This window comes from Actinoalloteichus sp. AHMU CJ021 (genome assembly GCF_002895405.1).
GTDB classification, from domain to species: domain Bacteria; phylum Actinomycetota; class Actinomycetes; order Mycobacteriales; family Pseudonocardiaceae; genus Actinoalloteichus_B; species Actinoalloteichus_B caeruleus.
The window spans coordinates 2,912,245-2,933,227 of sequence record NZ_CP025990.1 but is presented as its reverse complement, the minus strand read 5'-3'; the positions used below and the strand labels follow the sequence as shown (position 1 = coordinate 2,933,227).

General features: G+C 73.2%; 18 protein-coding genes and 3 tRNA genes. 3 read left to right on the top strand and 18 right to left on the bottom strand.

The annotated features are described in order from the left end of the window. Positions 1–109: 109 nt before the first annotated feature. From C1701_RS12470 to C1701_RS12440, 7 genes are all read right to left on the bottom strand, one after another. Positions 110–1,666 carry an oligosaccharide flippase family protein gene (locus C1701_RS12470; protein WP_026419637.1) on the bottom strand — a complete coding sequence of 519 codons (1,557 nt, stop codon included), beginning with the start codon at positions 1,664–1,666 and terminating at the stop codon, positions 110–112. After that, positions 1,663–2,949, bottom strand: coding sequence for a glycosyltransferase family 2 protein (locus C1701_RS12465; RefSeq protein ID WP_051314159.1), 1,287 nt, complete (start codon positions 2,947–2,949; stop codon positions 1,663–1,665). The genes C1701_RS12470 and C1701_RS12465 overlap by 4 nt, the downstream gene beginning before the upstream one ends. Next, positions 2,946–3,995, bottom strand: a complete 1,050-nt coding sequence (locus C1701_RS12460) for a glycosyltransferase family 2 protein (protein WP_026419638.1) — start codon at positions 3,993–3,995, stop codon at positions 2,946–2,948. Before C1701_RS12460 ends, C1701_RS12465 begins: the two co-directional genes overlap by 4 nt. 4 nt (positions 3,996–3,999) lie before the next feature. Then, entirely contained in the window at positions 4,000–5,391 is a 1,392-nt protein-coding gene (locus C1701_RS12455) for an O-antigen ligase family protein (protein ID WP_103055949.1), read from the bottom strand. Then, positions 5,388–6,125 (bottom strand): hypothetical protein, encoded by a 738-nt coding sequence (locus C1701_RS12450; RefSeq protein WP_103055948.1) that lies wholly within the window; start codon positions 6,123–6,125, stop codon positions 5,388–5,390. Before C1701_RS12450 ends, C1701_RS12455 begins: the two co-directional genes overlap by 4 nt. Before the next feature lie 92 nt (positions 6,126–6,217). Beyond that, the gene (locus C1701_RS12445) at positions 6,218–7,147 is read right to left on the bottom strand and encodes a glycosyltransferase family 2 protein (RefSeq protein ID WP_051314160.1); all 930 of its coding nucleotides are present in this window, start codon (positions 7,145–7,147) and stop codon (positions 6,218–6,220) included. Then, on the bottom strand, positions 7,144–8,307 hold the full coding sequence (locus C1701_RS12440; protein ID WP_030226633.1) for a methyltransferase C-terminal domain-containing protein: 1,164 nt from the start codon (positions 8,305–8,307) through the stop codon (positions 7,144–7,146). The genes C1701_RS12445 and C1701_RS12440 overlap by 4 nt, the downstream gene beginning before the upstream one ends. 83 nt (positions 8,308–8,390) lie before the next feature. On the opposite strand from C1701_RS12440, the gene C1701_RS12435 reads away from it, so the two are divergent. Beyond that, positions 8,391–8,945 carry a dTDP-4-dehydrorhamnose 3,5-epimerase family protein gene (locus C1701_RS12435; protein ID WP_026419642.1) on the top strand — a complete coding sequence of 185 codons (555 nt, stop codon included), beginning with the start codon at positions 8,391–8,393 and terminating at the stop codon, positions 8,943–8,945. A 23-nt stretch (positions 8,946–8,968) separates the two neighbouring features. Here the strand turns inward: C1701_RS12435 and C1701_RS12430 are convergent, their stop codons facing one another. The 10 genes from C1701_RS12430 to C1701_RS12385 all read right to left on the bottom strand — a co-directional run bounded on the left by C1701_RS12430 (position 8,969) and on the right by C1701_RS12385 (position 17,415). Continuing rightward, positions 8,969–10,006 carry an NAD-dependent epimerase/dehydratase family protein gene (locus tag C1701_RS12430; protein WP_030226635.1) on the bottom strand — a complete coding sequence of 346 codons (1,038 nt, stop codon included), beginning with the start codon at positions 10,004–10,006 and terminating at the stop codon, positions 8,969–8,971. Further along, positions 9,991–10,653, bottom strand: a complete 663-nt coding sequence (locus tag C1701_RS12425; RefSeq protein ID WP_026419644.1) for a PIG-L deacetylase family protein — start codon at positions 10,651–10,653, stop codon at positions 9,991–9,993. The genes C1701_RS12430 and C1701_RS12425 overlap by 16 nt, the downstream gene beginning before the upstream one ends. Beyond that, a complete protein-coding gene (locus tag C1701_RS12420; RefSeq protein WP_026419645.1) occupies positions 10,650–11,462 on the bottom strand; it encodes a glucose-1-phosphate cytidylyltransferase in 813 nt (270 codons plus the stop codon). The genes C1701_RS12425 and C1701_RS12420 overlap by 4 nt, the downstream gene beginning before the upstream one ends. Beyond that, positions 11,459–12,727: a class I SAM-dependent methyltransferase gene (locus C1701_RS12415; protein WP_030104574.1), complete on the bottom strand. Its 1,269-nt coding sequence runs from the start codon at positions 12,725–12,727 to the stop codon at positions 11,459–11,461. Before C1701_RS12415 ends, C1701_RS12420 begins: the two co-directional genes overlap by 4 nt. Then, a complete protein-coding gene (locus C1701_RS12410) occupies positions 12,727–14,106 on the bottom strand; it encodes a sugar transferase (RefSeq protein ID WP_026419647.1) in 1,380 nt (459 codons plus the stop codon). The genes C1701_RS12415 and C1701_RS12410 overlap by 1 nt, the downstream gene beginning before the upstream one ends. A 1,371-nt stretch (positions 14,107–15,477) precedes the next feature. Beyond that, positions 15,478–15,551: transfer RNA gene (locus tag C1701_RS12405), tRNA-Phe, on the bottom strand. Positions 15,552–15,582: 31 nt separating this feature from the next. Further along, positions 15,583–15,659: transfer RNA gene (locus tag C1701_RS12400), tRNA-Asp, on the bottom strand. Between the two features lie 22 nt (positions 15,660–15,681). Then, positions 15,682–15,754 (bottom strand) — tRNA-Glu (locus tag C1701_RS12395). 436 nt (positions 15,755–16,190) lie between these two features. After that, complete coding sequence (locus C1701_RS12390) at positions 16,191–16,826, bottom strand: ScbR family autoregulator-binding transcription factor (protein WP_162147322.1); 636 nt, start codon at positions 16,824–16,826, stop codon at positions 16,191–16,193. Positions 16,827–17,178: 352 nt separating this feature from the next. Beyond that, a complete protein-coding gene (locus C1701_RS12385) occupies positions 17,179–17,415 on the bottom strand; it encodes a hypothetical protein (RefSeq protein ID WP_016700499.1) in 237 nt (78 codons plus the stop codon). 818 nt (positions 17,416–18,233) lie between these two features. Here C1701_RS12385 and C1701_RS12380 point away from each other — a divergent pair. Continuing rightward, positions 18,234–18,530 (top strand): hypothetical protein, encoded by a 297-nt coding sequence (locus tag C1701_RS12380; protein WP_051314162.1) that lies wholly within the window; start codon positions 18,234–18,236, stop codon positions 18,528–18,530. Between the two features lie 67 nt (positions 18,531–18,597). On the opposite strand, the gene C1701_RS12375 is transcribed toward C1701_RS12380, so the two are convergent. Next, positions 18,598–19,524: an LCP family protein gene (locus tag C1701_RS12375; RefSeq protein ID WP_030104579.1), complete on the bottom strand. Its 927-nt coding sequence runs from the start codon at positions 19,522–19,524 to the stop codon at positions 18,598–18,600. A gap of 619 nt (positions 19,525–20,143) precedes the next feature. Here C1701_RS12375 and C1701_RS12370 point away from each other — a divergent pair. Continuing rightward, the gene (locus C1701_RS12370) at positions 20,144–20,980 is read left to right on the top strand and encodes a tryptophan 2,3-dioxygenase (protein WP_103055946.1); all 837 of its coding nucleotides are present in this window, start codon (positions 20,144–20,146) and stop codon (positions 20,978–20,980) included. The last annotated feature ends 3 nt before the right edge of the window (positions 20,981–20,983 follow it).

The window sequence follows — 20,983 nt, the reverse complement described above, 5'->3', positions numbered from 1 at the left end:
AACCGCAGTAGGTGACACCCGTTGGAGCGCGGGCCCACCCCGAACGGCGGACCCGGTCGGGCGTCCGACCGTGGTTGACAACCTGACCGGGTGTCACTCCTCAGCGGGGTCACCGCGCCGGTTCGTCCAGCAGCCCGCGGCAGCGCCGGTACTGCCGCAGGCCCCCGAGGACGACGATCACCCCGACGAGCACCACCCCCACCACGAGCTCGACCACGGCGGTGAGACCGGTGAGGCGCAGGGCGAGCAGCGCGAGCAGCAGCACCAGGCCGAGAACCGAGGCCGGCCACACACCGCGCGCCAGTTCCCGGACCCGGACCCCCGCCCGGTGGGCTCCCCACACCTGCAACGGCAACGCGACGGTCGCGGCGACGAACGCCTGCGCCCACGCGACGCCGGTCAACCCCCACCACCACGCGCCGACGCAGCTGAACGGCACGAGCGCGAGGAGCCAGGCCAGTTGCAGGCCGACGGAGGACGCCAGGGCACCCGCGGCCACCATGAGGTTGAACACCAGCTCCGAGACGACGCGGGCGACGGCGGCGACCGCGAGACCGGACAGCGCCATCGCGGCCGGGGACCAGTCCGGGCCGTAGAGGACCAGGACGAGCGGTTCGGCGAGCACCGCGAGACCGATCCCCCCGGGCAGGACGACGACCCCGACCAACCCGAAGACACCGGAGACCGCGCGGGAGAGGTCCCCACCGCGTTCCCTGACCCGGGAGAACGTCGCGAGCGCCACCCGCTCCACCGTGCCGGTGACGATGGCGGCCGGCCAGTTGGCGACGTTGGAGGCGAGGTAGAGCAGACCGAGGGCGCTCGCCCCGAGCAGCGTCCCCGTGACCAGCTGCGGGGTGGCCTGCGCCAGTACCAGGACCGTCGAGGAACCCAGCATCGCCGCGCCGCACCGGGTGATCGTCGCCGCGTGCGCGCGGTGGAGGCCGAAACGCGGCCGGGTACCGGCGAGCACCACCAACAGCACCACCACCAGCGCCGTCCCCGCGATGTTCCCCCCAGCCAGGGACCAGGCCCCCGCGCCGAGGACGGCGAGCGCCCCGGTCACCGCCAGGTTCAACGCCATCCCGGACACGTCGGCCACCAGCCGGCGGGCCTGGGCCAGTTCCCTGGTCAGCAGGGCTCCCGGCACGGCGGCGAACCCGTCGAGCACCACGTTGACCGACATCAGGCGGATCACCCCGGTGGCCTCCGGACTACCGAGCGCCTCGGCGAGCAGCGGCGCCGAGAGCAGGCACAGCAGGAAACCCACGAGGCCCCACAGGACGGACAGGGTCCAGGCGGTCGGCAGCAGCGGCCTGACGGCGCTCCTGCCGCTGCCCGGTTGCCGCACCAGCGCGGCCGCCGCACCGAGGTCGTTGACCGCGAGCAGCAGGTGCTGGACGACCAGGGCCGCCGCGTACACGCCGAACTCGTCCGGCGCCAACAGCCTGGCCAGCACGATCCCCATCGCGAAGGTGCCCACCCTGGACAGCAGGGTGTTGGCCAGGCTCAGGCCCAGGCCGCGGCGCACTCGCGCCCCCAGGCCAGCACCGCCGTCCTCCTGGCCGAGGTGACGAGCCGCGTCGGACGGGTGGGAGGACGTCGGAGGGTCGGGGGAGCCGTCCCGACCCGACTCGGCGGACACCTCGCCCCGTTCCAGGCCCCTCATCCCGGTTCCCCCGGTAACGGTGGCCGGCGCCCGTCCGCCGGTGCCCCGGGAACCGGGTCACCGGGTGCCGGCGGCGCTCCACCGGTGGGCGATCGGCCACCCTGGCCCGGGCCCGCGAACCACTCCTCCGGCCACCCGCCCTCGGGGACCCCGCACCGCCCGGTCAGCTCGGGTGGTGCCGTCCCCTCCTCGACGCGGACGGGTGGCGCCACCGGCCGACGCATCGGACCGGACGGCGGTGACCAGGGCACCCCTCCCGGGCGGGGTACCACCCTCGGGTCCTCGCGCCCGTCGTCGCCCGGCCCCGTCCTGGCCTCCGGGGACCCGGCGCGCCCGGGTCCCGCCTCGGGCGCTCGCGCCGGCCGAGGCGGGCCCGCCCCCTCCCGTCCCGCCGGCAACGCGAGGGGTGCCGCGGCAGGCGGCCGCGCGCCCGGGCCGGTCCCGTTCCACGCCCCGGCGCCCGACCGCTCACCCCAGTCCGTGAAGTAGCTCCCCCGGTGCACGGCGTAGTCCACCGTCACCACCGGTACGTAAGTGACCCGCATCCGCCGGGAGAGCCGGTGCACCAGCTCCCAGTCCTCCTTCGGGTTGACCGACCGGGGCCGGGCCCACGGGTCGAAGCGCACGAGGGGGCTCCTGGTCACGACGATGGAGTTCGAGTCCGCCCACGAGTCGTCGGTGTGGGCGCGCCGGTCGAACTCGCGGCCGATGATGTCCAGCTGGGAACCGTCCGCACGGAGGCGGCGCACCGCCGTGTAGGCCAGCCCCGGGCCGGGCTCCTCCCGCAGGGCGCGGAGCGCGCGCTCCAGGTGGTCCGGCCGCCACGTGTTGTCGTCGTCCAGGAAGGCCACGAAGGGCGACCGGGACAGCCTGATCCCCACGTTGCGGGCGAGACCACAGCTCCCGTGGTTCCGCCCGAGCCTGATCAGGCGCAGCCGGGGGTCCGGTGGCAGCGTTCCGACCTCACCGCCGCCGTCGTCCACCACGAGGACCGCGACGTCCCGGACCGTCTGGCCGAGGGCGCTCCGCACCGCGGCGAGCAGGCGACCCGGTCGGCGGTACGTGGGGATGACCACCACGACGGTGGCTTCCGGGACGGGGGCCACCACCGTCGACAGCCGCTCCACCTCGGCGTCCTCCTCGGCCCGTGCCGCCCGTCTGGTGGCCGCGTAGCGCAGCCGGTACCAGCGCTCCGCGACGACGTGGCGTCCGACCAGCCGTCGCAGCAGGTCCTTCGCCAGGCGGGGGAACTCCACCGGTGCCCGCCGGTTGGGATCGCTCACCTGGACACCTCCAACGGCCAGGGGGTGGTCCGCCGGTGGGTCCCGAAGTCCGGGCCGGCGGCCGGGTGGGTGGGGTGCCCGGCGAGGAGCCGGCCACGGCCCGCCCAGAGTTCCCGCAACGCCCGGCGGTGGACCCGCCGCCGGAGGGGAATCCGGACCAACTGCCCCACGAGCAGGGCGCTCCAGACCAACCGCGCCGCCCGACGGCCGTCCCACCGCGCCACGTGCACCACCCGGTTCGTGACCAGTTGCGCCCACAGCGCCGGGGTGGAGGACACCTGCCCGCCGAGGTGGACCGCGGTCGCCTCCGGCACCCGCGCGATCCGCCAACCCGCGTCGGTCACCCGCCGGCAGTAGTCCACCTCCTCCGAGTAGAGGAAGAGGTCCGCCCGCCAGGGTCCGATGCGCCGCCGCACGTGGGCCGGTACGAAGAGCACCGCTCCGTTCGCCCAGCCCGGTTCCTCCTGGCCGGTGGGGTCGATGCGTTCCCCGAGGGCGGGGAAGCGGCCCGCCCACCCGCCGAGGAGGGCTTCACCCCAGGCCCGTCCCGGGCTGGGGCGGCGGCGCATCGTCGGTTCTGGCCGTCCGGCACCGTCGCGGACCGCGGGTGCCGCCACCCCGACACCGCCCCGCGCCTCATCGCGGGCTCGGTCACCGCTCCGACCTCGGCCTCCCGGGCCGGACGACGTCGGGATCACGGCGCCGCTGTCGGGCTGGCACGCGGCCGCGAGGGGCAGGACGGAGCCTGGATCGAGACGCACGTCCGCGTTGAGCACCAGCAGGCCCTCCGCCGGGGTGGCGAGCGCGGCGCAGGCGTTCACCCCGCTCGCGTAACCCAGGTTCGCCCCCAACGGCAACAGGTGGGCGTAGGGCGCGAGGCGGCGGGCGACGTCGAGCGTCCCGTCCGTCGAGTGGTTGTCGGCGATCACCAGTCGCCACCGCCCGACACCGCGCATGGCCGCCGGGAGTGACTCCAGCAACCCGGGCAGGTCCTCCGCCGACTGGTGGGTCACGACGGCGACGAGGACGTCTGGACCAACGTGCACGTGCTCATCCCTTCCTGGTGGGGTGGTCGGTCGAGCGCGGAGACCTGGCACGGGCCGACGCGGCCGGGGAGGACACGGCACCGACCAGGCCGATGAGGAGGAACAGGTAACCCTGGAACTGGGGGAAGGCCAGCGCGTCGAAGGTGCCGAGGCAGCAGACGCCGACCAGCAGCGCGACGGCCAGTGCCCAACCGGTGTCCCGATCCCGCGTCGCCTCGCCCGTCGCGTCCCCGTCACCACTCCCCACGGCGCCCCCCGCGACCCGGCGGGCCAGCAGCAGGGGCGTGGCCAGCAGGACGAGCAGCCCGAGCAGCCCGAGCGGCCCGGATTCGACGAGCGTCAGCAGGTACTGGTTGTCGAGGTAGGGCTGTGGAGGCGCCAGGTAGGTCCCGAAGCCCTGCCCCCACCACGGGTGCTCGGCGAGGCGACCGGCGACGTAGGTGTAGTCCTCCAACCGGCCGCGCACGCTGTTGTCCGTTCGGGACCCGAGGACCGTGGCGGCGAGGACCTCCGCCAGCCGGGGCCAGGCGGTGACCACCACCACCAACGCCCCCACCAGGCCGAACCCCAACGACACCCACCGCCGCAGCCCTATCCGGGGGAGCAGGGCGACGAGGACCACGGCCACCCCGAGCAGCCCGGTGCGGGAGATCGTGGTGAGGACTCCGAGGGCCAGCAGGGCGGCGCACCCCCACCACAGCCAGGGCCGCCGGCCGTGACCGGCCAGGTGGATGGCGAGCGGCAGTGCCATCGCGGCGAGCGCGGCCAGCTCGATGGGGTGGTGCGCGAACCCCATCGCCCGGACCAGGCCGCCCCTGGCGAGATCCGCGTCCCACAGCGGGGCGAGCTCCAGGCCCGGTACCTCCAGCAGCGGTCGCGGGTCGACGCCGACCGTGAAGAGGACCACCGCCGCCCCGGCCGACGCGGTGGTGCCGAGCACGAGTGCCCCCAGCACCCACCTCACCTCACGGCGACCGCGAACCCCGTCCGAGGCGAGCAACGCGACCCCGATCGCCGGGACGAGGGCCAACAGCGCCCGGTCGGTCTCCACGATCCGGTCCGCGCCGACCCCGCCACCATCGAGGGTGGCGAGGGCGTGCGCCGTGAGCACCAGCACCAGGAACCCCAGCAGCGCGCGGGTCACCGGGTTCGCGCCCGTGGACCTCCGGAGCCCGCCCACCACCGCGACCAGCCACCACAGCAGGCAGGCGAGGGCGAGCAGCCGAGCCGGGGTGACCCCGCCCGCTCCCCCCACCACGACGAGGTTCTGGGGCAGTGCCAGCAGCAGCGCGAACACCGCGAGGACGGCACCGACCGGTGCGCGCCACCGGCCGGTGCCCGTTTCCCCGCGCGGGAGCGGGTGGCTGACCGGCCGCTCCGCCAGCCCCCAGGTCACCCGCCGGCCACCCGCTCCGGGGTCACGCCGACGCGGTCCGCCACGGCCCCGTCCCCCGGTGCCGAGGCGGCGGTCCGTTCGCCACCGCCCCGCCGGGGGGTCGGCTCGGGCGGGTCCCCCGCCCCGCGCTCCCCGGGTCCGGGCTTCCGGCGGTCCACGAGCAGGACCACGGCGGTGAGCGCCGCCGCCCCCAGCGCACCGAGCAGGCCGAGGGCGCGCAGCTGCGCGCCCCGGGTCGTGACCGCGTTCCCGGGTGCGACCACCTCGCTGAGCACGACCAGCTCACCGGCGGTGACACCGGCCCGTTCCTGGCGTTCCCGGAGCTCGGCGCCGGCGAGATCGATCACCCGGGCCACCGAGGCGTTCGCACGGGGGCCGGTCTCCGCCGTCACCGTGACGGTGAGGAACGCGCTCGCCCCACCCAGTTGGACGTCGTCGTTGCTGACCTCCACGTCACCCACGACCCCGGCGGCCGCGAGGCGTTCGTCGGCACCCGGTGCCGTCAGCACCGTCCTGACCAGCGTCGCGGCCTGCTCCTGGGCTCGGTCCACTCGCGCGAAGGGGTTGCCCCCCTCCGGTCCCGGCTCCGTGATGGCCAGCAGCACGGCGGTGACCCGCTGCTGCGGTGGAACCGCGACCGCCACCGCGGCCAGCACCCCGCCGAGCAGGGCACCCAGCGCCAGGGTGAGCCGCCACCGGCGGGCGAGCACCCGGAGTACCTGCACCGCGTCCATCTCCGCTTCCCGTACCTCTCGTGTCGTCCCGGCGCGAGGTCGGCGGGCTCCCGGCCGGGACCAGGAAGTCGTCCCGTGCCGAGCCCGCTCTCTCAGCCCCGGGGCCTGGATGACCGGTCGGCCGCCCCGGCGAGCCGTCGACCCGCATCCACCGCCGCCCTGGCGACGTTGCGGGCCATGGGCACCGCGTTGTCCCGGAGCCACGGCCGCAACGCGGCCAACGCCGCCAGCCGTTGGCCCGGGGACAGCGGCGATCGGAGGACGGCCCGGAGGAACCAGCCGCCCTCCTCCACGTTGGGGAGCACGAGCGACCGCCGACCGGGACGCTGGCTCCGGTAGAACTCGCGGGGGTCGACCCGTTCGCTGATCCGGTCGGGGTGGATCCGGTGCAGCAGCAGCTCCTCGTCCAGGTGGACGAACGGGCCCCGCAGAGCCAGCTCGGCCACCAGCACGCGGTCCCCCGCCTTGATCGGCGGGTTCAGCATCGTGCTCGCCAGCACGTGCCGGCGGACCAGGCCGTAGCAGTAGTAGTTGTGATGCGGCACCTCCAACAGGTCCCGCACCCGCACGGCCGGGTCGGGGTGGTCGACCCGGCACTCGTTGTGCCAGGAGCCGAGGACCCCGTCGTCCGGGCCGATCTCGGTCGCCGAGGACGACGCCAGCACGACCTCGGGTCGGTCGGCGAGCGCGGCGGCGAGCCGGGCGAGGCGGTCGGGGCGCCACACGTCGTCCGCCGCCGCCCAGGCGAAGAGCCCGCCCCGGGCCTCCCCCACCAGCCGGTTGTGGTTGCCCATCACGCCGATGTCCCGGGCCCGCCGCAGGTAGCGGACGCGGGCGTCGCCTCGGGCGAGGTCCCCGACGATGTCGGCGGTGGCATCGGTCGAGCAGTTGTCGGCCACGATCAGCTCGTAGTCGACGTCCCGCTGGTCGAGCAGCGACCTGAGCGCCGCCTCCAGGTAGGGCTCACCGTTGCGCACGGGCAGGCCGACGCTGATCGGAGGAGCCGCGACCGGGTCGCTCATCCGTTCCTCCCCACCCTGGTCACCTCGGCCGCCGCGGTGTCCGCCCGCTGTCGTGGCAGCCAGGGCGGCAGCCGGTCGACAGCGACCCAACGGCCCCCGGACTCCTCGACCCAGGGCAGGGCGGCCCGGGCCTCGGGCAGCAGTTCGGGCAGGAACACCAGGACGACGTCGGGACGCCGGGAACGCAGCCGGTTCGGTGCGACGATGGGAACCCGGCTGCCGGGGAACCGCCGACCGTCCTTCGACACCGACGCGTCAGCGACGAACGGCAGCAGGTCGGGGCCGACGCCGGCCGCGCACAGCAGCGGCACCGCGCGGGAGCCCGCCCCGTAACCGACCACGCGCCGGCCCAACGCCCTGCCCTCGGCGAGCCAGGACCGGAGGCTCTCGACGTCCCGGGTCACCGCGTGCTGGAGCGCCCGCAGGTGTCGTGGGTCACCGACCCCCAGCGCCGCCTCCTCCGCGAGGAGCGCCCGCACGCTGTCGTCCTGGGTGCCACGTCGGGCGCAGGCGAGCAGGACGGTCCCCCCGTAGAGGTCGAACCGCCAGGCCCTCCGGACGACGACACCGAGCTGGCCGAGCATCGTCACGAGCGCCGCCGTGGAGTAGTAGGCGAAGTGGCCGTGCCGCAGCGCGTTCCACTGGTCGCCGCGCAGGATCGCGGCCAGGCTGTGGAACTGCACGAGGAGCACCCCGTCCTCCGCGAGGGCTCGCACCCGGCGTCGCAGGGCGGCGGCCTGGTCGGGGTGGTGCATCATCCCGAAGCAGTCCAGGACCAGGTCGGAGGCCGCGCCAGGAGCCGTCGGCGTGAGCCCCCGATGGGTGAGCAGGAGCGACCAGGAACCTCCGTGCGGGCTGCCGAACTCCAGGAAACCCCCACGGTCCGGTAGCCAGCCCTCGGCGGCCACCCGGGACACCGCCTCCTCGGCCTGGCGGGCGAGCGCCGCCGGCTCCACCCCCCTGGCCCGCTCGGGAATGCCCGGGTCCTCCAGGAGCTGCGCCAGCCCGCACTCCCGGCACCAGCCCATCCGCAGCGGCCAACGGGGATCAGGGCCGCCGTCGACGACCGAGGGGAAGAGGTCGCAGGGCGGCTGCTCCCCGAGGTCCAGGACGGGCTGGGGCGCGCTGGTGCCGCACCAGCGGCAGTCGAACCGGGTCATCGCGCGAGCCGCCTTCCCTGGCCACGGCGGTTCCGCCCACCCCTGCCGCCGACCCGGGTGGACCACTGTGGACAATGGCGGCCATGCGTGTCCGGCCGGGTCGGCTTCCAGGGGTGCTGCTCTTCGTGCCCACTCCCCACCACGACGACCGGGGCCTGTTCACCCGCACCTTCGACGTGGACGTCGCGGCCGAACACGGTGTCGACGGAACCGCGTTCCGCCAGGACTCCCAGTCGCGGTCCCGCCGAGGTGTGCTGCGCGGACTGCACGGCAGGATCGGCCGGGGCGAGTCCAAACTGGTGCGCTGCGCCCGAGGAGCGGTGTACGACGTGGTGGTCGACGCCCGGCCCGACTCGCCGACCTTCGGGGAGTACGAGGCGTTCCGGCTCGACGACGACTCCTTCTCCCAGCTCTACGTGCCGGCCGGTTTCCTGCACGGCTTCCAGGCGCTCACCGACGTCGCCGACGTCTGCTACCGGATCGACGCCACCCACGACCCCTCGGCCGATGTCGCCGTGCGCTACGACGACCCCGGCCTGGGGGTGGTGTGGCCGCTGCCCGTGAGCGTCGTCAGCGCACGTGACGCGACTGCCGGCGGGTGGGAGGAACTGCGCGACAGGCTGGTGGCGGGAGCCTGACGTCGAGCGGTCGACGGGGGCGCTCACAGCGGGGCCCCCGCCGGAGCCGGCCGCAGGTCCTCGGTGACCACGCCGTCGGCACGCAGCTCGGACAGCCTGGCGAGCCGCGTGAAACGCCGGCGGAACCCATCCTGGGTCAGGCCGTAGGCCGTGTAGCTGGCGGACAGCTCCTCGGCGCCGGCGCTCACGCCCCACCTCGGCTCGAACGCGGGCAGCCGCGACATGATGCGGGAGAAGTCGACCACGTACGACCGGGGGTCGCCGCCGGTCTCCCCGGTGATGACGAGCCGGGAACCCGGCACCGCGTCCACCACCCGGCGGGCGATGTCCGCGACGGTCAGGTTGTTCGCGGAGGTACCGACGTTGAAGGCCTCGCCGTGCACCGCGGCCCTCGGTGCCTCCAACGTCGCAAGGAACGCCGCGGCGATGTCCCGGACGTGCACCAACGGCCGCCACGGGGTGCCGTCGGAGAGGACCCGCACCTCACCGGTCAGCACGGCGTGACCCACCAGGTTGTTCAACACGATGTCGGCGCGCATCCGGGGCGAGGCGCCGAAGGCGGTGGCGTTGCGCAGGAACACCGGGGTGAAGTCGTCGTCGGCGAGGTCGCGAACGTCGTCCTCGACCATCACCTTGCTCGTCGCGTACGGCGTGACCGGGCGCAGCGGGGCGTCCTCGTCGACCAGTGCGTCACCCGCGGCCCCGTACACCGAACACGTGGAGGCGTAGAGGAAGCGGCGGACGCCCGCCTCCCGTGCCAGCCTGGCCAGTCGCACCGAGGCCTTGTGGTTGACCTCGTAGGTCACCTCCGGGGTCAGCGCGCCCAACGGGTCGTTCGACAGCGCCGCCATGTGCACCACCGCGTCGACCCCCGCCAGCTGGCCGGGGGTGACGTCGCGGATGTCGGTGGTGTAGCCCACCGGGTCGGGCACCGCCGGGCCGAGCACGCAGTCGGCGAACAGCCCGGAGTCCAGACCCACCACCTCGTGCCCCGCCCCCGCCAGGATCGGCGCCACGACGCTGCCCAGGTATCCCTGGTGCCCGGTCACCAGCACGCGCATGGGGTGCCTCCGTTCAGCACGAACTTGTCCGCAAAGAAGCCTTCGGCGTATCTGGCCCTGCTCTGTACCCCTCGGACCCTCGCGAGGCCCAGGAACGTCTCGGGGTCGAACCAGTGCCTGTCCGCCTGCGACGGGTAGCACTCGCCCAGGATCCGGCTCTTGGCCTGGGCGCACTCCTCGCTCAGCGGCACGAACACCGCCGGTTGGAGGAGGTCGCCGTCCCACTTGGGGATCTCGTAACCGAGCACGAGGTGGTCCCGGAAGACGGTGGGCACCAGGGCGGCGAGGGTGCGGTGGTCCTGGTGCGCGTCGTGGGCGGCCGGGGCGAACACGAGGTCGGGGTCCAGGGTCGAGGCGAGGCGCTCCAACGCGTCCTTGACCTCGGACCAGTGGGCCGGGAGGCGGCCGTCGGGCAGGTCCAGGACCCGGCACGAGAGGTCGGCCCCACCGCAGAGGGCGGCCAGCGCCTTCCGCTCCTCGGCCTCCCGGTCACCGCCGCCGCCGGTGCAGACCAGGGCGTCCACCGCGAGCCCTGGACGGGACGAGCACAGCGACAGCAACGTCCCGCCCGCCCCGATGCCGATGTCGTCGCAGTGCGCCCCCAGCACCAGGACCCGGTCGACCCGCTCCGGGCGCAGGCCGATCACGGGGCCGCCACCGGACGCCGCGCCTCGGACGCCCCGTCGACGTCCCACAGCATCCAGGGCCGTTCTCCGGCCGCGTAGGCTCGGTCGAGGGCGACCCTTTCCTTGACGGTGTCCGCCGGGGCCCAGAACCCCCGGTGCGGGTAGGCCAGCAACCGTCCCCGCTTCGCCAGCTCACCGCAGGCGTCCTCGACGAGGTCGCCGCCGGGGGGCAGGTGATCGAACACCTCGGGGCGCAACACGAAGTAGCCGCCGTTCTCCCAGATCGGCAGCCGACTGACGGGCGTGATCGCGCCCACCCTGCTGTCCTCGCCGAGCTCGACGCAGTGGAACGAGGACTGCGGGGGGACGACCATCATCCCGGCCGCGACATCGCCGCGGCGGACCCGTTCCACGACCCGGTCGAGCGGGGCGTCGGTCAACACGTCCGCGTAGTTGGCGAGGAACAGCTCCTCGTCCTCCACGAGGTGCCTGACCCGGCGCAACCGCTCCCCGATGGGGGAGTCCAGTCCGGTGTGGACGAACTCAATGGTCCAGTCGCGGATGTCGGACGAGCGCAGCTGCACCCGTCCGCCGCGCAGCACGAAGTCGTTGGACGCGGTCTCGGAATAGGTGAGGAAGAAGTTCTTGATGTGCTCGGCCCCGTACCCCAGGCACAGCACGAACTCGGTGTGCCCGAAGTGGGCGTAGTAGCGCATCACGTGCCACAGCAACGGCCGTGGGCCCACCGGGTGCATGGGTTTGGGCAGCTCGTCGGTGGTCCCGACACGCATCCGCATGCCGTGGCCGCCGCAGAACAACACGACCTTCATCGTTGGCTCCTCACCACGGGCTGGCCCTGCGCGGACCGGGGATCGACGACCTCGAGCCTGGGGATGGGGAACACCAACCGGCCGCCCCAGTCGGCCACGTGGGCGAGCTGGTCCACCAGTTCGTCCCGCAGGTTCCACGGCAGCACCAGCACGTAGTCCGGGCGGTCCAGCGCGAGCCGCTCCGGCGGGTGCACCGGGATGCGGGCGCCCGGCGTGTAACGGCCGTGCTTGTAGGGGTTGCGGTCCACCGTGTACGGCAGCAGGTCGGGTCGGATCCCGCAGTGGTTCAGCAGGGTGTTCCCCTTGCCAGGAGCGCCGTACCCGACGACCGTCCGCCCGGACCGACGCGCTTCCAGGAGGAACGTCAGGAGGTCGGCCCGGATGCGGTGCACGTCCTCGGCGAGCCCCAGGTGACCGTCCGCCGTGTGCAGGCCCGCGTCCGCCTCCGCCGCGAGCACCTCCAGCACCGCCGCCGAGGGCGGTCCGGCGGCGTCGGCCGGGCGTGCCCACAGCCGGATCGACCCACCGTGCGTGGGCAACAGCTCCACGTCGACCACCACGAGCCCGCCGGTCGCCAGCGCCTGTTGCGCCGATCGCACCGTGTAGTACTGGAAGTGCTCGTGGTAGATGGTGTCGAACTGGCAGTGCCTGACGAGGCTCAGCAGGTGTTGGACCTCGATGCTCACCCAGCCGTCGTCCGCGACGAGACCGCGCAGGCCGGCGGTGAAGCCCCGGATGTCGGGGACGTGCGCGTAGACGTTGTTGGCCACGACCAGGTCGGCCGGGCCGTGCTCGTCCCGGATCCGGGCGGCGGTCTCCGGTCCGAGGAACTCGGTGAGGGTCGGCACACCGTTCTCCCTGGCCACGGCGCCGACATTGCGCGCCGGTTCTACCCCGAGGCAGCGGACGCCCCGCTCGACCAGGTGCCTGAGCAGGTAACCGTCATTGCTCGCGGCCTCGACGACGAAGGAGTCGCGCCCCAGGCCCAGCCGCGCCACCGCGTCGGCGACGTACCGCGCGGCGTGCCGCACCCAGGACACCGAGAAGGAGGAGAAGTAGGCGTACTCGGTGAAGGTCTCCTCCGGGGTGACCAAGGCGGGGAGCTGGGCGAGCAGGCAGGAGGAGCAGACCCTGAGATGCAGCGGGTAGGTGGGTTCGGGCAGGTCGAGTTCGCTCGGTCCGAGGAAGCGTTCGCAGGGGGGCGTCGCTCCCAGGTCGAGCACGCCGCGCAGGTCGGGGCGCTCGCACAGTCGGCAGGTGTCCATCAGTACGCCCCCTGGCCGCGCACCACGGCCCAGCCCGTCTTCCAGAGGATCACGAAGTCGAGGGCGAGTGACCAGTTCTCGACGTACCGCAGGTCGAGCCGCACCGACTCCTCCCACGACAGGTCGCTCCGGCCGCTGATCTGCCACAGCCCGGTGAGCCCCGGCTTCACCATCAGGCGCCGGTGCGCCGCCGCGTCGTAGCAGGCCACCTCCTCCGGGAGGGGCGGGCGGGGCCCCACCAGCGACATCGACCCGGTCAGCACGTTGACCAGCTGGGGGAGTTCGTCCAGGGAGTACCGGCGCAGGACCGCTCCGAGGCGCGTCACCCTCGGATCGGAACGCATCTTGAACAGCGGGCCGGCGCCCCGGTTCGCCGCCACCAGCGCGGCCCGCTGGTCATCGGCCCTGACGACCATGCTGCGGAACTTGAGCATGGTGAACATGCGGCCGTGCCGCCCGACCCGTCGCTGCCGGTAGAGCACGGGGCCACCGGAGTCCACGACGACGAGCAGGGCTATCACCAGCAGGAGGGGCAGGGTGAGCACGAGCAGCACCGCGGCGAGCAGGCAGTCCACCAGGTTCTTCACCACCCGGCGGGCGCCGGTCAGGCAGGGAGCGCTGACCCGCAGGAGCGGCAGCCCGAAGACCGGGGCGACGTGCAGCCGGGGGCCCGTCACCTCGAGCAGCATGGGGGCCACCACCATCTCCGCGGTGCTGTCCTCCAACTGCCAGGCGAGCCGTTGCACCCGAGCCGGTGTCCAGTAGGGGTCGGGGGCCAGGGCCACCACCCGGTAACCACCGCGTTCGACGCGGGCGGCCACGTCCTCCACCGTTCCGACGACGGGAACCCCGCCCACCTCACCGACACAGCCGTCGAGTGGGGCGGTCGGTGCGGTGGACAGGCACACCGCCTCCACCCGCCAGCCGTAGTGCGGTTCCCGCCGGGTCCGGTCGATGAGGTCGGCCAACGCCCCCGCCCCACCGGCGGCCAGCACCGGCAACAGGCACTCGCCGCGACGACGCCGACGGTGCAGCGCCTGCCGCAGCAGGTACCGCGCCGGGATGAGCCCGCCGGCGAGAACCGGGACCACACCGAAGATCCAGGGCCGCAGGGCTGGCGTGTCGAGCGCCATCGCGGCCAGTGCGAGGAAGACCATCGTGGTGAGCAGCACCCGACCGAGGCGGCGGTACTCCTCGGCGCCCTGCCCGAGTACGCGCGGTTCCCACACCCGGCAGCCCACCATCGCGAGCGTCACCGTCACCCAGGTGACGCCGGCGAGGGTGAACGCGACCGCCGGGGCCACCTCGGAGGGACCGCCACCGAGGACGAGGGCGGCCCCGAGCGCGACCGCCACGGTGATCAGCTGGTCGGCCAGCACCACACCGGTGCGGTGCCGGCGTTCCCAACCCGTCGTTGGTCGAGCGGAGGGCGAGGGCGGACACGGTGGAGTCGGATGCGGATGCGGATGCCCACCGTCGACCGCTGTCGGGGGTCGCCCCGTCGGGGCGCTCGCCCGGGGTTCCTCCGCTGCGGCGGTGGCGAACGTGGGCCTCGCCAGTGGCAGGGTCGTCGTGTCCTGTGCGGTGTCGAGGGAGATTGGTCCGGACAGTACGCCGGTAGCGGTGGTACCCGTCCCGTCCTGGAAGCTTCGCGAGAACCGAACGGTGCGCTGCGTGTGCACGCTGATGAACCCCCAGCCTTTCCCATTCTTGCCAGGCATCCCGGCGGTGCCCCGGTGTCCGCACGTCCGCGACGGCGAGCGGCGACCCGCGGCACCACCGGGCGCAGTCAACCACCCGGCTCACGGCGCAGCGTTCCGAATCAGACGGCTGACAATCGTTCGTTCGAGGCGAGAAAAAACCTTCGAAGAGATGGATCAAGTCACGCACCGCCGCGAACATGTCCCTCGACAGAGTTGATCTTCGGACTTGCACTCCGCGCGGTCCTGACAGGTGTCGAGCTCTCGGCGGAGGGCCGTCACGCAGCGGAACCAGAAGCCGGTGACCGTCTGTTATCGGATCGAAACGATCAGCGTAGGCGGGCGCGACGAACGGCTCAGCCCGCTCCGCCATCGGCGGTGCCGAACCGGCCGCGCGATCGACCGAGGCGACCCGCGATCAGCGCAGAGTCACACCTGCTACTCCGTCGAGGCTGGCGCTCCACGCCGACACGCGCTCCCGTGGGCGGGTTCGCCGGCCCCGCCGCCACTCGCCCGGCTCGCTCCCTCCCCCTCCTCGCCTCCCCGGAGCCCAGCCGGACACGGGGGCGCGCCACGACCAGCGTTGGTCCAGTGGGCCACCGCGGGTGGCCGGAGCGGGTCACCGCCTCGCACCGGGGGGGCGGGCGAGGGCTCCTCGACCGCCGGGCACGTGGCATCCCACTCGGCGTGCTCGGACGGGCCGGGGAGGCACCGCCACCCCGGACGGGAGACCGGACGAGCGTGTCGGCACGGTCCCGCGCTGGGCCGCACACGCGAGCGGACGGCGGGGGAGCGCGTCCCGCCGGGCAGCGGCCGCCCCTGGGCGGCGCGAGAACCGGCCGGCGGCGCCAGCTGGCCCACCACGGCCGGTGCGCGGGATCGGAGGTGCGGGGAGGTCGGGTGCGGAAGCCGCACCCTTCGCGAGTCGGTTCCCCGGGCCAGCAACGCGCGTCCGCCTGGGACCAGCACGCAGGCGGGGCCGCGTCCGGCACGCACGACGAAGGGCCCCACCCTGCTGGGTGGAGCCCTCTCGTTGCTGCTCGTCCGCTGTGGCCAGGGCCGGGGTCGAACCGGCGACCTTCCGCTTTTCAGGCGGACGCTCGTACCAACTGAGCTACCTGGCCGTTCGCTCCCGGTCATGCTGACCGATAGCTCTGGCGACCCCGACGGGACTCGAACCCGCGACCTCCGCCGTGACAGGGCGGCGCGCTAACCAACTGCGCCACGGGGCCTTGATGGCCTTGTGTTGTGCCGTGCTCCCAACGGGATTCGAACCCGCGCTACCGCCTTGAAAGGGCGGCGTCCTAGGCCGCTAGACGATGGGAGCGTGGCCGGACTAGCCTGACCCGGCCTCGCCCTCAACGATTTTGTTAACTTCTCTCGTTGGGAGCACGCATAGCTTAGGACACGTTCGAGGTGAATGCCAAAACGGGTGGTCAGAGGCCCGCGACCCCTCTGGGCACGCGAACGACAACCCCTTCCCCGTCCCGGCGATCGAGGGCATCTCCGCTGGTCAGAGGGCATTTTGGCCCTTCAAGCCCTCCGCGGCGCCCCGGCGCGCACCCCCCTCCCGAAGTGCCACGGGCGAACAACATCGCGAACGTGGCGCTGGTCACTCGCCAGATTACTCCGTTCGGCGTAGGGAACGAGTGGGGCCGCCCGGATGGCGACCGGTGCCGGCGCGGGCCCCGATCGGCCACCCGGCCCCGTCGCCCGCCCCACCCGGCCGCGCCCCGTTGCCCCACCGGGGAGGGCGGACGGCGTCAGGCACCGACGAGAGCCGGGTCGCTGCCCTGGAACTCGCTCCACCACCCCGCCGTGGCCACACCGGGCAGCACCACGCGCCAGAGGCGGGAGACCCGATCCGCGAGATCGCCGCTCCCGGCGGTGCCGTGCGACACGGCTCTCGCCCCCACGACACCGGCGGCGATCACACCGGCCACGTCCCCCGGGTCGACGCCGGGCCGCAGCAGTCCCCTCCGCCCGGCGTCGGTCAACAACCGGCGCAGCAACCCCTCCCAACTGACGTACCAGGCCCCGAACAGCTCACCGGGTCCGCCGTCCTCCCCCAGGAGGCGGATCCCCGCCCAGGCGAGCTCGTCCTCGGTCAACAGGCGGGCGTAGTCGTCGACCATGAGGACCACGGTGCGCAGCGGGTCGGACGCGGCACGCAGCCGGTGCCGCTCGATTTCCATCCACCCCCTCCTTGAATGGTCAATTAAGTGCTGGGCGAGCGCCTCTTTCGACGGGAAGTGGAAATAGAAGGCGCCCTTGGTAACCCGGCTCCGTTCCAGAATGATGTTCAGCGAGGTGGCCCCGAACCCGAGACGGGCGAACTCCCTGGCGGCGGCCAGCACTATGGCCTCGCGGGTGACCCTGGCCCGATGTTGCTGCGGCATTGCGGCTCCAACATGGGGAAACACGGACAGGTGGACCCCGGCCGAGGCCCACACCGACGACATCGGTCGGTGATCAACAAAGTTACCGTGTCACCCACATTGGTGGCCCGAACGAGTAGGCCGCACGCCGGAACCATTACTGCCGATACGCGACCCGTTGCCGGGAAAGGGACCGGTCGGTATGTTTCCCCCGGGACGGTCGCCGCGTTTCGAGATCACCGATGCCTTCGCGGCCGCCAACCCGAGATCAGTCGCGCTCCGGGGGGTGCGCGCCTGGTTCGGCGCCCCGGCGCCGAACACGCGGCGGGGGTGGGCGCCAACGCGCCCACCCCCGCCGCTACCAACGTCGTGGTCACCGCCGCACGGGCGGCACCCCGTCCTCGCCGGGTGTCAGGCCGAGCATGTCCAGCAGCAACCGGCAGTCCTCCGCTCCGGTCGCGCCGGCCGCCACCGCCACCCGCGCCCGGTGCACCTGTTCCTCGGAGACCCTGGGCAGTTCGCCGTTCCGCGGCGCCGGCACCTGCGGCGTCGACGACAACGGCTCATCGCTCTGCCACAGGAACTTCCGCATGTCCAGTGAGCCGGCCATGACACCTCCCCGATCTGGTTTCGGCGCAGAGTATCTGCCCGCCGACCCCATCAGCAGCCCCCCGCAGGGGTGATTCGATTACTACCGTGTGTAGTGTGCTAACGCACCTCTGTCTTCGCTGTAGAGTGCCGCGCTGACGTCAGTTCAAACCACTCTTCCGGGGACAAATGGCTCCGCTCCCCGGAGTCGCCCACCCCGGTTGGGCGTGGCTTTCCCGGGCTTACCCCGCGCGGGCCCCGGAGACACCCTCCCGACCCCGCCTTCCCGACCCCTGGTCCCCACCACCCGCTTCGAACACGAAGAGTGACGCGTCGTCGGCGACAGGCGCGGTGGGCTCCCGGTACAACGGGGGAACGCGTGCCCCCATCGTCGCCGCATGGCGGGCGGAGGTGACCGACCGCACCAGCCGGGGCCCTGGCTCAGGGCGGTCCGGGACCGAGTGCTCCGCTCGGCCCTCCCCACACGACCGTTGGGTGGTCATCAGCTGCCGCCCAACGGCGGCAGCTGGTCACCTCACGGAAAGATCACGAAGGAAAGTTGACGAATCCGATGCGGTATCACGGCCCGACGTGCGACAATTTCCCCGCTGGCAAACCCCCAGCCAGCACTGTGGAGATTCCCCTCCAGCCCCCGCGTTCCTCCCCCTGGCGCGGGGGCCTCCGCATTCCTGGGCCTCGCGCCACCCTCGGCCCCGGGCACGTCGAGTCCACTGAGGACGATGTGCTTGCCGCCGCCCCCTTGGGCGACCGCAACCAAGTCGTTATCGTTGACGGGTGGCTTTCGGACGAGCGAAACCTTCAGGACGGCGGCGCCCCGCGGTGAAGCAGGGGACGGAGGCGGGTCCGGACAACGAACTCGACTCCTACCTGGCCGCGCTGGCGCCGGAGAGCGAGGAGGAGACGACCGCGACCGGGCTCCGCTTCGGCAAGGCCCAGGTGCTCCAGCTCCGGCTGCGACCGGAGTCCAGCGAGCAGCTGCGCCAGCTCGCCGAGGAGCTGGACACCGCTCCGACGACCCTGGCCCAGGAATGGCTTGAGCAGCGGTTGGCCTGGGAGGTGCGCCAACGCCAACAGCAGTGGACCGAACCGGAGAGCCAGCTGAGCGGCCAGATCTGACCGAGGCTCCACGCGAAGGGCGTCCGGGCGGGGACTCGTCAGCGATCCCGCCCGGACGCCCTCGTCATCAGCCGCCCACCAGTTCCGGCGGCACGGGGCGGTCCTCGGCGAGTGCGCCGAACAGCTGCTGGCTCGCCGCCTGGTCCCACAGCACCACAGCCATGCCCCGCCGGCGCTCCATCGACCCGATGGGCACCGTGGTGCTCACCCCCTCGCCGGAGGAGAAACTCCGCATCGCCAGGGCGAGCCCACCCAGGTGCCAGAGGTGGTCCCCCTCGGACACGGTCAGCATCTCGGCACCGTTGGAGGCGAGGGGGAAGACCCGGAAGGGGTTGGCGAGCACGCCCGCGCTGGTGGCCCGGTCCATCAACGCGGAGAAGAACTCCTGCTGCCGCTCGACCCGGTCGAGGTCCGCCCGCGCACTCGCACGGGTCCGCACGTAGCCCAGGGCCTGGGCGCCGTCCAGTTCCTGGCACCCCGCCTCGATGTCCAGTCCGGCCAACGGGTCCCGCATCGGCTCGTCCGGGCACATCTCGACACCGCCGACCGCGTCGACGATCCCGGCGAACCCGGCGAACCCCACCTCCGCGTAGTGGTCGATGCGCAGGCCCGTGGCGCCTTCGACGGTCCGGACCAGCAGTTGGGGGCCGCCGAAGGCGAAGGCCGCGTTGATCCGGTTGTCGTCGTACCCCTCGATCGGCACATAGGAGTCACGGGGCAGCGAGACCATCGTGGGCGGGGTGTCGTTGTCGGGGACGTGGACCAGCATGATGGTGTCGGTCCGCCGCCCCGCCGCGTCCCCGGCGGCGAGGTCGGAACGCTGGTCGTCGTCCAGGCCCTCCCGGCTGTCCGAGCCCACGATCAGCCAGTTGGTGCCCGCCGTGCCGGCGGGACGGCCGGGGTAGTCGGCGAGGATCTCCTCGCGGTTCAACCGGGTGTCCAACCAGAAGACCAGGGCACCGAGGCCGACCACGAGGACCAGCAGGAGGACCATCAGCCGCCGGCCCCAGCGCGGCCGCCGGCGCGCCCGGCCCCTCGGCGGCGGATGGGCGGTGCTGGTGGCCCGGGGTCGGTCCGCGTCGCCGGGGCGGGGCCGTCCACCCCCCGGGCGCGGCGGAGGACGTCGACCGTGCGGAGGTTGGGGCATCATCGCCGTCCGGTCCGGCGGCGGCTGTCGCGGGGGTCGTCTCGGGGGCTGCCGCGGACCGTCCCACCTACCACTCATACGCCTCGCACCCGCTACATCTCGGAATTCGGGCCGGTCGGCCCCCACGGAGAGTAGACGCGCCTTGACGCGGGAGGTTGCGCCGCCGGCGGCACCAACCAGGCGGTGCTCCCCGTCGAGGTGGCACATCAAGCACCATCGGATGCGCGTTCCGGCCCAGCTCAGGTGCCGTACAGCCGGCCTCGGCCGGTCGAGGCCCGGCCCGTGGGCTCCCGGGGGCAGTGGGCGCGCGCCCCACCCGGCACCGGTGGACGCGGCCGCGCCGCGAACGGCGGGTGAGTCGCGGCGCGGTCCTTCCGCTTTCTCCGTCCAGCGGGTGGAATTGGGCGGGCCCCGCGGCGACCCCGAGGCGGTCCGACACCGACGCCGACACCGACAGGAGGACCCCATGCCGGTCGACGACGAATCCGAACCGAGGCTCGACTTCGGCGGAGCCACCCCGTACGAGGACTACGTGCGCGCATCCGTGCTGACCAGCCTCCAGCAACCCCGCTCCGGCGACCCGGCCGAGATGGCGTTCCTGGTCACCACCCAGGTGATGGAGCTCTGGTTCCGCCTGCTGACGCACGAGTGGGACCACGCGAGACGGGCGCTCCGGGATGACGACGTGGCCACGGGCGTGACCTCGTTGCGGAGGAGCCTTCCGACCCTCGCGGCGCTGGTCGCCTCCTGGCAGCCGATCGCCTGGCTCACCCCGACCCAGTTCAACTCCTACCGGTCGGCGTTGGGCGAGGGGTCGGGTTTCCAGTCCGCGCAGTACCGGCACCTGGAGTTCGTGCTGGGAGACCGCTCGACGAACTTCCTCACCCCGCACCGGGCCGATCCGGTGGCCCACGCCAGCCTGGAACGGGAGCTGGCGACCCCGAGCCTGTACGACGAGGCCCTCCGGCTGCTGCACCGTCGCGGCCACCCCCTCCCCGCGTCGGTGCTCGACCGCGAGCCCTCGCTGCGCCACGAGCACACGGAGGCCGTCGAACGCGCCTGGGCCGACATCTACCGCGCGGAGGGCACGGCCGACGAGGAGCGAGATCTCCTCTCGCTCGGCGAGGTGCTCACCGACGTGGCGGAGGGGGTGTGGCGGTGGCGGCAGGACCACCTGATGGCGACCCGGCGGGCGATGGGTGACAAGACTGGTACCGGTGGCTCCTCGGGGGTCGCCTGGTTGACGAAGCGAGCGGCTCGGCCGGTGTTCCCCGAACTCTGGTCCGCGCGAGGAAGGGTGTGAGGC

Excerpts from the sequence above, each read along its gene's own strand:
- C1701_RS12470 (WP_026419637.1), bottom strand. The coding sequence starts at position 1,666 with ATGAGGGGCCTGGAACGGGGCGAGGTGTCCGCCGAGTCGGGTCGGGAC.
- C1701_RS12450 (WP_103055948.1), bottom strand. The coding sequence starts at position 6,125 with ATGGACGCGGTGCAGGTACTCCGGGTGCTCGCCCGCCGGTGGCGGCTC.
- C1701_RS12445 (WP_051314160.1), bottom strand. The coding sequence starts at position 7,147 with ATGAGCGACCCGGTCGCGGCTCCTCCGATCAGCGTCGGCCTGCCCGTG.
- C1701_RS12440 (WP_030226633.1), bottom strand. The coding sequence starts at position 8,307 with ATGACCCGGTTCGACTGCCGCTGGTGCGGCACCAGCGCGCCCCAGCCC.
- C1701_RS12435 (WP_026419642.1), top strand. The coding sequence starts at position 8,391 with ATGCGTGTCCGGCCGGGTCGGCTTCCAGGGGTGCTGCTCTTCGTGCCC.
- C1701_RS12430 (WP_030226635.1), bottom strand. The coding sequence starts at position 10,006 with ATGCGCGTGCTGGTGACCGGGCACCAGGGATACCTGGGCAGCGTCGTG.
- C1701_RS12420 (WP_026419645.1), bottom strand. The coding sequence starts at position 11,462 with ATGAAGGTCGTGTTGTTCTGCGGCGGCCACGGCATGCGGATGCGTGTC.
- C1701_RS12415 (WP_030104574.1), bottom strand. The coding sequence starts at position 12,727 with ATGGACACCTGCCGACTGTGCGAGCGCCCCGACCTGCGCGGCGTGCTC.
- C1701_RS12390 (WP_162147322.1), bottom strand. The coding sequence starts at position 16,826 with ATGCCGCAGCAACATCGGGCCAGGGTCACCCGCGAGGCCATAGTGCTG.
- C1701_RS12385 (WP_016700499.1), bottom strand. The coding sequence starts at position 17,415 with ATGGCCGGCTCACTGGACATGCGGAAGTTCCTGTGGCAGAGCGATGAG.
- C1701_RS12375 (WP_030104579.1), bottom strand. The coding sequence starts at position 19,524 with ATGGTCCTCCTGCTGGTCCTCGTGGTCGGCCTCGGTGCCCTGGTCTTC.
- C1701_RS12370 (WP_103055946.1), top strand. The coding sequence starts at position 20,144 with ATGCCGGTCGACGACGAATCCGAACCGAGGCTCGACTTCGGCGGAGCC.